At 66.7% G+C, this 9,747-nt stretch carries 8 protein-coding genes; 1 reads left to right on the top strand and 7 read right to left on the bottom strand.

Going from position 1 to position 9,747, the window contains the following annotated elements; genetic code table 11:
• Positions 1-676: 676 nt before the first annotated feature.
• Positions 677-1,282 carry a hypothetical protein gene (locus GZ998_RS02775; RefSeq protein WP_161924090.1) on the top strand — a complete coding sequence of 202 codons (606 nt, stop codon included), beginning with the start codon at positions 677-679 and terminating at the stop codon, positions 1,280-1,282.
• Here the strand turns inward: GZ998_RS02775 and GZ998_RS02770 are convergent.
• The 7 genes from GZ998_RS02770 to ruvA form a co-directional block, all read right to left on the bottom strand.
• Positions 1,255-3,621, bottom strand: coding sequence for a bifunctional (p)ppGpp synthetase/guanosine-3',5'-bis(diphosphate) 3'-pyrophosphohydrolase (locus GZ998_RS02770; RefSeq protein WP_162680011.1), 2,367 nt, complete (start codon positions 3,619-3,621; stop codon positions 1,255-1,257). The genes GZ998_RS02775 and GZ998_RS02770 overlap by 28 nt on opposite strands.
• 50 nt (positions 3,622-3,671) lie before the next feature.
• Entirely contained in the window at positions 3,672-4,226 is a 555-nt protein-coding gene (locus GZ998_RS02765; protein ID WP_161924092.1) for an adenine phosphoribosyltransferase, read from the bottom strand.
• Positions 4,223-5,326, bottom strand: a complete 1,104-nt coding sequence (gene secF, locus GZ998_RS02760) for a protein translocase subunit SecF (protein ID WP_161924093.1) — start codon at positions 5,324-5,326, stop codon at positions 4,223-4,225. Before secF ends, GZ998_RS02765 begins: the two co-directional genes overlap by 4 nt.
• A complete protein-coding gene (secD, locus tag GZ998_RS02755; RefSeq protein ID WP_161924094.1) occupies positions 5,323-7,383 on the bottom strand; it encodes a protein translocase subunit SecD in 2,061 nt (686 codons plus the stop codon). The genes secF and secD overlap by 4 nt, the downstream gene beginning before the upstream one ends.
• Before the next feature lie 75 nt (positions 7,384-7,458).
• Positions 7,459-7,878: a preprotein translocase subunit YajC gene (gene yajC / locus GZ998_RS02750; protein ID WP_161924095.1), complete on the bottom strand. Its 420-nt coding sequence runs from the start codon at positions 7,876-7,878 to the stop codon at positions 7,459-7,461.
• Positions 7,879-8,031: 153 nt separating this feature from the next.
• A complete protein-coding gene (gene ruvB, locus GZ998_RS02745; RefSeq protein ID WP_237564339.1) occupies positions 8,032-9,087 on the bottom strand; it encodes a Holliday junction branch migration DNA helicase RuvB in 1,056 nt (351 codons plus the stop codon).
• The gene (ruvA, locus tag GZ998_RS02740; protein WP_161924097.1) at positions 9,080-9,712 is read right to left on the bottom strand and encodes a Holliday junction branch migration protein RuvA; all 633 of its coding nucleotides are present in this window, start codon (positions 9,710-9,712) and stop codon (positions 9,080-9,082) included. The genes ruvB and ruvA overlap by 8 nt, the downstream gene beginning before the upstream one ends.
• Positions 9,713-9,747 lie beyond the last annotated feature (35 nt).

Below are 9,747 nucleotides of genomic sequence, written 5' to 3'. Positions count from 1 at the left end.
AAGGGCTTCAAAGCGCTCAAACGAGTCACCCTCGACCCAGCCACCATCACCAACATCACCGCCACCGCCCTAGTCATACTCAACCTGAACCACGACCTCCCCTGATGAGAAAGGCTCATTGCAGTCACAATCTCACTGACCAGGTCCTAATATTCATCAGCCTTAGGAGACTTCCACGCATCGGACAAGTCCTGCGACAAGGTCTCAGCCTTACTACTACCATCCTCCAGGCCGAGATCCGCACTAGAATCCTGCACCATCCCAAGGAGCTCAGCCACAGCCTCCTCCTTACTCCTCATCAGTCACAACAAAACCAGCCTTTCCAGATGTTGAGCGGACAGTACGCACCTCAACATGCGCCTGCTGGCCGAAGCTAGCGGGTCACCGCTATTGAAACGAGCGGACGAGGACACGAGCTAGCAGGGCCCCTTCCCCGGGCTGGCGCCCGGACATCTGACTATGCACCGCCGCACCAACTCCGGACGGCCATGCGTAACACGTCGAACACCGCCAAGTTACCATACCGCCATATATATCGGTACTGGCAGCGGGCTCGACTGACCTCTCCCCGGACGCGTGCCCCTCAGGGCTGCCTGTGCCACCGACCGCGTCAGAGTTTTCCACAGGCCCGGGAAGAGTGCTTCCGCCCAGGTTCCGTAACGGGAAGGATTGGCCCATGACCGCTTCTAGCACTCAGGGCACACCGCCGGGCTCCATGACGCGCACAGTACCCGCACGAGTAGTGCTGGCGCACCTGCTACACGAACCGGTGCAGCCCGCGCTGGGCCCGCTAACCCGCCAGGAGCTCCACCTACTGCACTACCCCGATATCGACGAGCAGGTCCTCACGGAGGTGGCAGGCCAAATGGTGCCCGCAGACATGATTCGCACCCCGTTCCAGCGTGCCCGCGCTCTGAAACCGATTGTGTCCGCAGGCAGGACGGTAGCCGGCCGCACCGCGCTATGGGTACACACGGGAGGCTGCCCGCCAAGCCGCGTTGAGCTGGCGACGGGCACCGGCCCCGGCACCGTCGTGAAGCTCGCCGGATTGAACTGCCTACCCCTGACGAGAGTCGTCGTAGACCTGGCGCGCACCGCCCCGCCCGGGATCGCCGTATCCGCCGTACTGCGCGCGCGCCGGGCCGGAGTCACTCGCGCCGAGTTGGAACCCGACCTGCTGGCGTGCCGGGGCGGCCGCATGCGAGGCCTGCGCCGGGCCCGCCGACTGATCGACGACTTGTACGCGCCGAGGTCTCAGGCGCCTACGTGCGCGTCCTCATGATCCTGCTGGCGGCGGGTGGCCGAGGAGGTCAGCCGCCGTGCCTCGAAGACGCCGTCGATGCGGCGCAGGGAGGCGAGCGTGTGGTCCAGGTGGCTGGCCTCTGCTAGTTCGACCACGAACCTGCCTACCACGACCCGGTCGCGGGAGGTACCAACGTTCGCGCTGATCAAGTTGACGTGGTTGTCAGCCAGGACGCGTGTGATGTCCGCCAGCAGACCCCCGCGATCGAGGGCCTCCACCTCCAGCTGCACCAGGTAGGCGCTCTGCGCGTGGTCGGCCCACCGGACTTTCAATATGCGTTCCGGCTGCTGCCTGAGCTGTTCGACGTTCTGGCAGTCGGCGCGGTGCACGGACAGACCCGAACCGCGGGTTACGAAGCCAACGATCTCATCCCCGGGCATGGGGGTGCAGCACCGGGCAAGCTTGACATACACGTCGCCCTCGTCCATGCCCTCGACGACGACGCCCGGGTCCCCGACACCGCGGGTGCGCTGCTGGGTCAAGGCGGCACGGGTGGGTAGAACGCCTTCCGCAAGAGTCTCCTCCGCGCCGGCCTCGCCACCCATGGACGCAACCAGCGTATCCACGACGTGCTGGGCGGAGACGTGCCCCTCCCCCACCGCGGCGTACAGCCCATCGATGTCCTGCTTGTTCAGCGTCTCGGCCACGTTGAGCAGAGAGTCATGGCTCATCAGCCGCTGGATCGGAAGGTCCTTCTTGCGCATCGCCCGGGCAATGGCACTCTTGCCGGCCTCAATGGCCTCCTCGCGGCGCTCCTTGGAGAACCAGGCCTTGATCTTGTTGCGGGCGCGCGTGGAGCCGACGAAGTTCAGCCAGTCGCGGCTGGGCCCGGCGCCCTGCGCCTTGGAGGTGAACACCTCCACCGTGTCACCGTTCTCCAGCTTGGTGTCAAGCGGTACGAGCCGACCGTTTACACGAGCGCCCACCGTGCGGTGACCTACCTCCGTGTGCACGGCATAGGCAAAGTCCACCGGGGTGGACTCGCTCGGCAGCGCCAGCACGTCGCCCTTAGGCGTAAACACGTAAACCTGCCCGCCGGACATCTCGTAGCGCAGGGAGTCCAGGAACTCGGCGGGATCCTGCGTCTCCTTCTGCCAGTCGACCAGCTGCCGCAGCCATCCGAGCTCGCCGGCGTCAGAGTCACCGGGCGCTCCCCCCAGCGGGCTGGGACCGCTGGCGTTCGGGTCCTCCTTGTACTTCCAGTGCGCCGCCACCCCGTACTCGGCCATGCGGTGCATCTCATGCGTGCGGATCTGGATCTCCACCGGCTTACCGCCCGGGCCGATCACCGTGGTGTGCAGGGACTGGTACAGGTTGAACTTGGGGACCGCGATGTAGTCCTTGAAACGCCCGGACATCGGAGTCCAGCGCGAGTGCAGCGCCCCCAGCACCGCGTAGCAGTCCTGGACTGTGTCTACAATGACACGCACTGCCACCAGATCGTAGATGTCATCGAACTCCTTACCCCGCACGATCATCTTCTGGTAGATCGAGTAGTAGTGCTTAGGCCTGCCGGTGACAATGCCCTTGATCTTGTTGACCCGCAGGTCCTCCTCTATCTGCAGGCGCACCTGGCGCAGGTACTCCTCCCGAGCGGGCGCGCGCTCTGCCACCAGGTGCTCGATCTCGTCATACACGCCCGGGTACAGCGCCTTGAAGGAGCGGTCCTCCAACTCCCACTTAATGGTGTTCATCCCCAGTCGGTGCGCCAGCGGTGCATAGATCTCCAGGGTCTCCTTGGCCTTGCGCGCAGCGGTCTCCTCCGGCACATACTTCCAGGTGCGGGCATTGTGCAGCCTGTCACCGAGCTTAATGACCAGCACGCGAATGTCCTTCGACATGGCCACGATCATCTTGCGGACAGTCTCCGCCTGGGCGGCGTCCCCGTACTGGACCTTATCCAGCTTGGTCACGCCATCAACCAGCAGGGCGATATCGTCACCGAAGTCGGCGCGCAGCCGCTCCAACGTGTAATCCGTGTCCTCAACGGTATCGTGCAGGAGGGCGGCGGCCAGAGTCTGCGGCGTCATGCCGAGCTCCGCGAGGATGGTGGCCACCGCAACCGGGTGAGTGATGTAGGGCTCGCCCGACTTGCGCATCTGCCCGGCGTGCGCCTTCTCCGCAACCCGGTAGGCGCGCACGATCAGACTGGTATCGGCCTTGGGGTGGTTCGCGCGCAGGGCGCGCATTAGCGGTTCGATGGCGGGCGGGGTCGAATGCCCCCGTGCACCGAACCACGCCAAGCGGCTGCGCACGCGCGACCCGGGCACAACAGTCTCATCCGCTGCGCCGGTTCCGTTGCGCGTGTCAGTCGTCATACCCGGATCATAGCCGGGTTAGCCGACACGAGTGGCAGCGGTGAGCGGAATCAGGCCGATTCGAAAACCACGACGGACTCGACGTCCCGGCCGGCCAGCTTCTCCCGGCCCCCGAGCCCGGCAAGCTCAAGCAGCATGCATACGGCCTCGACCTTCGCGCCGGCCTGCTCCAGCAGGCTGATGGAGGCCGCGGCGGTGCCACCAGTGGCCAGCACATCGTCGATCACCAGTACACGCGACCCCTCCTCGACCGTCTCGGGCCGCAGCTCCATGCGGGCTGTGCCGTACTCGAGCTCGTAGTCGACACCCAGTACCGGGCCGGGCAGCTTGCCGGCCTTGCGAACAATCACCATGCCTATGCCCAGGTGCACAGCCAGCGGCGCGGCCAGGATGAAGCCGCGGGACTCCAGCCCGGCGACGGCGTCGATATGACCGCGGTAGTGAGCCGCCAGGCCGTCGATCAGGTTGGCGAAGGCCTCCCCATTGGACAGCAGCGGCGTGATGTCGCGAAACAGCACACCAGGCTCCGGGAAATCCGGGATCTCCCGAAGATTGTCCAGAACCAGACGCGTGAGTTCCTGGGGCAACGCGGACGAAACTGTCATGACCGCTTCCTCTTCCTCTTGGGCTGGGCGGAGACACCACGGTGGTGTCCGGGGATGACTGGGGCGGCCGCCGGGGCGGCTGCAACGGCGGCCAGGGCCTCCGGGTCGTCGCCGGCGGCGGCAATGCGCTCGTCCCGTACCATGGCGACGCGGGCGGCCTGCTCCTTTACAACGGCCTCACGGCTGCGCAGGTCGACCAGGAGCGGGGTGGCTAGGAACAGCGAGGACACCGTGCCCGCGATCATGCCGATGAACAGAGTCAGCGCAATATCCCGCAGGGTGCCCGCCCCGAGGATGAAGGCGCCAACCACCAGCAGCGAGGCGACCGGCAGCACGCCCACGACCGATGTGTTGATCGACCGGATCAGCGACTGGTTGACCGCGAGGTTGGCCAACTCGCCGTAAGTCGAACGATTTTGGGTCTCATAGCCGCTCGTGTTCTCCCTGACCTTGTCGAATACGACGACCGTGTCATACAGGGAGTAGCCGAGGATCGTGAGCACGCCGATGATTGTGGCGGGGGTGACCTCGAAGCCGCTGGCGGCGTACACGCCCACGGTGATCAGGATGTCGTGTACGAGCGCCAGCAGGGCCGCGGCCGCCATCTTCCAGGTGCGGAAATATGCCCAGATCAGCGCGCCGACGAGCACGAAGAAAATCACCAGGCCGCGAATTCCCTTGTTGGTGACGTCGGAGGACCAGGTGGGTCCGATCGTCGTGGCTGACACGTCCGCGTCGGCGACGCCGTAAGCATCCGCCAGCGCGGCGGACACACCGTTGAGCTGCTCGTTGGTCAGCTCGTTGGTCTGCACGCGCACGGAGGATGAGCCCACCGTGCTCACCGAGGCTCCTGAGGCCAGCCCCTCCTCCGCCAGGACGGCGTTGGCAGGCGCAACGTCGGGCTTGGCCAGCGCAGTTACGGTGATCTCGGAGCCTCCGCGGAAGTCAATTCCCGGTGTCAGGCCGACCGTGCCGATCAGGATGATCGAGGCCAGCACCGCAGCGCCGGCGATTGCATACCACAGGCGGCGCCTTCCTACGAAGGGGAAGGAGGTATTTCCGGAGTAGAGCTCGTTGCCGAGTTGGGCAAGTGACTTCATGCCTGCTCATTCTCCTTTTCGCTTGTCTCCTCGGCGTCGTCCGCATCCCCCGCGCCCCCGCGGTCCGGCACGTCACCGCTGTCTGTATCCGCCTGTGCACGCTCCTGCGCGCGACGGGCCTCGGCACGACGCCGGGCCAGCGAGCCACTACTGGTTGCGGCGGCGGCCAGCAGGCCGCCCCGGTAGGCGGCGCGCGAGCGTGCCCCCAGGTGCTCGGGGTCAAGGCCCGACAGGCGATGCCCTTCGCCGAAGAACCGGAATCTCAGGATCCACACCATCATCGGATGCGTGAACAGGATGATGACGGCGAGGTCAACCACAGTGGTCACCCCCAGCGTGAAGGCGAAGCCCTGCACGCCGCCGACGGCCAGGAAGTACAGGACAACCGCCGCCAGCAGGTTGACCGAGTCGGAGACGATGATCGTTCTACGGGCGTGCTGCCAGCCCTCATCCACGGCGGCCACCAGTGTGCGGCCGTTGCGGACCTCGTCGCGGACCCGCTCGAAGTACACGATGAAGGAGTCCATCGTGATGCCGATCGCGATGATCAGGCCGGCCACGCCCGCCAAGGACAAGCGGTAGCCCATTGACCAGCTCAGCAGGGCGATGACCAGGTAGGTGCCGGCGGCAGCCACGAGCAGCGAAGCCACTGCGACGACTCCCAGCCCCCGGTACTGCCACGCCAAGTAGGCCACGATCAGCACGAAGCCGATCAACCCGGCGATCAGCCCGTTGCGCAGCTGCTCGGTGCCCAAGGTCGCGGAAATACGCTGCTCCGACTGGACCGTGAAGGACAGTGGCAGCGAGCCGAAGGAGAGCTGGTTAGCCAGGGTGTTTGCCTGCGCCTGGCTGAAGTTGCCGGAAATCTGCACCCGACCATCGGTGATGGCGGTCGTGACATCTGGGTTGAATCCAGAGGACATGATTGTCAGCCCATCCAGCACGATGGCGAACTGTGCCTTCTGCGAGTCGTTCGAGGTCACGTCGGTCGCGCCGGAGGCGGCTGCCGCAGACGCGGCGTCCCGATAGGCGATAAGGCGCTCCGAGACCTCGGCGAAGGCCTTGGTGCCGGCCTCGTCGAACTCAAGGGACACCACCCAGTTGTTGGTGGTTGCTCCCTGGCTGGTGGTCTCCAGTCCCGATGATGCGGAGGCGACATCGGTTCCGACGATGTCGGCGGGTCCCAGGATGTAGATCGTCCCGCTGCCGTCACGCGCGCAGGAGATCACAGCAGAGTCGGGGTCCTGGGCCTGGCCGGTGAGAGACTCCGCGGCGGTGCAATCCGTCAGGTACGCGTCATAGATGAGCTGCTCCGAGATCCAGGAGTCGGAGGAGTGGTCATCGCTGGTGGCTTCCAGCGGGTCTGGGCTGATAGTGCCGTCTCCGTCCACATCCGCGAGGGTCGTGGCCATCTCCTCCGCCGTCACCGTCGCGGTGGGCAGGGGTTCAGCGGCCGCATCGGTCTCCTGATCCTCTGCGTTGGCGGTGGCGTCGCTGGACGCCTCCGGTGTCTCTGATGTCTCTGGTGTCTCTGCGTCCGTGGGCGCGCCGCTCTCCGATTCACCCGGAGCAGCGCTTTCGTCCGGGGTCGCGCTTTCATCCGGAGTCGCATTGGCCAGGCTGGATACGTAGCTGTTCTGCGCCTCGGCGTAGGCCGCAGCACCGGCTTGCAGTATGCGAATTACGGGGCGGAAGTACAGCACCGCCGAAGTGCGCACCAGGTCGAGAGTCTCCTCGCTGGGAGTGCCCGGCAACGACACGATGATGTTGTTCCCGCCCTGCCGGGAGATCTGTGCCTCGGCAACACCGGAGGCATCCACGCGCTGGCGGATGATCTCAATGGCCTGGTTGAGGTCTTCCTCGGTGATATCTGAGCCATCGGAGGTGGTGGGCGTAAGAATGATCTGGGTGCCGCCCTCCAGGTCCAGGGCGAGCCCCGGAGTCATCTGGGTGCGTCCCGTGATGGCGCCCACCGCCAGCGCGGTGTAGCCGAGCACGATGACCAGGAGCAGCACCAGCAGGCGCCGGCCCGGATGCTTGAGCTTATTGGTGGACACGCGGTCCTCTCTTCGGGGCGGGATGCGCCGTCGCCAAGGGGCGGCCGACGCTCTGAATTCGGGGTGGGGCAGGGCTCAGGCCTGCGGCTGGGGCTCCTCCGGGTGACCGTCCCGGCCGGGCGCGGCGGAATCCTCGGCACCGGTGGCGGCGGCCTCGTGGACAGCGTCCGGGTCACCCGGCTCGTCCTCAAACTCGCCCGCAGCGTCGTCCGCGGTGTCCTCCTCAGCGGAGGCGAAGGGCGGCTCCTCAGCCCCGACGACCGCATTCTTGGCCCACAACGACTCATCTCCCAGCGGGGTAGCCAGGGTGACCACGTCACCGTCGACCTCTACTACGGTGCCGTAGAAACCGGCCCGGGTACGCACCCAGGTGCCGGGCACCAGCGCCTCCTCGGTGCGGCGTCTCTGCTCATCCAGCATCCGCTCCTGCTGCTTGCGCGCGAACCTGGACATCAGCCAGAAGGCCAGCAGCATGACGATCAGTATGAGCAGCATGGGGTCCATGGTAATGACTCCGTTCGTGAAGAAACCCTGCATCGCCCGGGCGATAGCGTCTGCGAGTCTAGGCCACCCGGGGGTGCGCACGCCCGCCCGCTCCGCCGACGGAGGTGTGACACGCGCCCCTTATACCTTCCGATTTCGACCTGATCACGCAAAAAGTGTGCCGTCCTCGGGCGGACGCAGGCCCAGGTGCGCGTAGGCTGCGGGGGTGGCCATGCGCCCCCTGGGTGTGCGGACAATCAGCCCCTCCCTGAACAGGTACGGCTCGGCCACCGTCTCAATGGTCTCAGGCTCCTCCCCCACGCTCACCGCTAGAGTGCTCAGGCCCACGGGCGCGCCGGCGAAGCGCGTGCACAGGGTCTGCAGCACCGAGCGGTCGAGCCGGTCCAGGCCCAATTCGTCGACCTCGAAGACCTCCAGCGCCCCGCGGGTCGCGGCCAGGTCCAGGCGCCCCGGTGTTCCGTGCACCTGGGCCCAGTCCTGAACCCGGCGCAGCAGGCGATTGGCGATACGAGGAGTGCCGCGGGAGCGCCTGGCGAGCTCACCGGCCGCGTCACCTTCGATGCGGACCCCCAGCAGGTTGGCCGACCTGGTCACGATACGGGTCAGGTCCTCCGGCCCGTAGTAGTCGAGATGGCCCGTGAAACCGAAGCGGTCACGCAGCGGAGCGGGCAGCAGCCCCGCGCGAGTCGTGGCGCCGACTACGGTGAAAGGCGGCAGGGTCAGCGGAATGGAGGTCGCCCCTGGTCCCTTGCCCACGACCACATCCACCCGGTAGTCCTCCATGGCCAGGTAGAGCATCTCCTCGGCGGTGCGGGCGAGCCGGTGAATCTCGTCGATGAACAGTACGTCCCCCTCCTCCAGGGAGGACAGGATCGCGGCCAGATCCCCCGCGTGCTGAATCGCGGGCCCGGAGGTGATGCGCAGTACGCCGTCGACCTCGTTGGCGATGATCATGGCAAGCGTGGTCTTGCCCAGCCCCGGCGGACCGGACAGTAGCACGTGGTCCGGGACCGCTCCGCGGGCCAGGGCGGCGCGCAGCACAACCGACAGCTGCCCCCGCACCACCTGCTGGCCGACGAAGTCCTCCAGCCGCTTGGGCCGCAGAGCAGCCTCCGCCGCACGCTCGGCGTCATCCGCGGAGCCACCAACCAGGCGCCCGTCGGCAATCGGGCCGCCGCCCTCCCCAGGGTAATTAGCCACGCGTGCCACCTCCCAGGTACCGCAGCGCGGCACGCAGCAGTTCCGGCAGTGGCAGCGGGGTGGCTGCTCCGGCATCGGCGCGCTCGGACTGGACGGTGGCAACCGCGCGGGTCGCTGCCGCCTCGTTCCAGCCCAGCTGCACCAGTGCGGCAACCACATCGGGATTGGCCTCGGCGTCCGCGGCCTGCTCGGGCCCGGGCACGGTGCCAGGCTCGCCGCCCACCGGTGGGCCGAGCTTGTCCGCGACGTCGATAATCACCCGCTGGGCGCCCTTGGGGCCGAGCCCGGGAACTCGCTTGAGCGCGGCGACGTCGTTAGCGGCAACAGCCCGCCTCAGCGCATCGGGAGTGTGCACGGACAGGATTGCCAGGGCGAGCTTGGCGCCCACCCCCTTCGCCCCGAGCAGCACTTGGAAGCAGCGGTGTTCGTCGGCATCGGCGAAGCCGTACAGGGACAGGGCGTCCTCACGCACAACCAGCTCAGTGCGGACGAAGCCCTCCTCGCCGGCGCGCAGCCCGGCCAGGGTCGCCGGCGTGGCCTGGAAGGTCATGCCGACGCCGCCGACCTCGATGGTCGCGGCCCCGAGCGAGGCCTCTAGTACGGTTCCGCGCAGTGAGGAGATCATGCGGCAGTGGCTCCTTCAGTCGAGGGCGTCGAACA

The sequence above is a fragment of the Actinomyces sp. 594 genome (assembly GCF_019325145.1).
In the GTDB taxonomy this organism is placed as follows: Bacteria; Actinomycetota; Actinomycetes; order Actinomycetales; family Actinomycetaceae; genus Actinomyces.
This window is presented reverse-complemented; position numbering and strand designations above follow the sequence as displayed.

What these genes read in the sequence shown, in the direction of transcription:
- secF (WP_161924093.1), bottom strand. Translation starts at nt 5,326, where the DNA reads ATGAAGTCACTTGCCCAACTCGGCAACGAGCTCTACTCCGGAAATACC.
- yajC (WP_161924095.1), bottom strand. Translation starts at nt 7,878, where the DNA reads ATGCTGCTCATACTGATCGTCATGCTGCTGGCCTTCTGGCTGATGTCC.
- GZ998_RS02765 (WP_161924092.1), bottom strand. Translation starts at nt 4,226, where the DNA reads ATGACAGTTTCGTCCGCGTTGCCCCAGGAACTCACGCGTCTGGTTCTG.
- ruvA (WP_161924097.1), bottom strand. Translation starts at nt 9,712, where the DNA reads ATGATCTCCTCACTGCGCGGAACCGTACTAGAGGCCTCGCTCGGGGCC.
- GZ998_RS02770 (WP_162680011.1), bottom strand. Translation starts at nt 3,621, where the DNA reads ATGACGACTGACACGCGCAACGGAACCGGCGCAGCGGATGAGACTGTT.
- GZ998_RS02775 (WP_161924090.1), top strand. Translation starts at nt 677, where the DNA reads ATGACCGCTTCTAGCACTCAGGGCACACCGCCGGGCTCCATGACGCGC.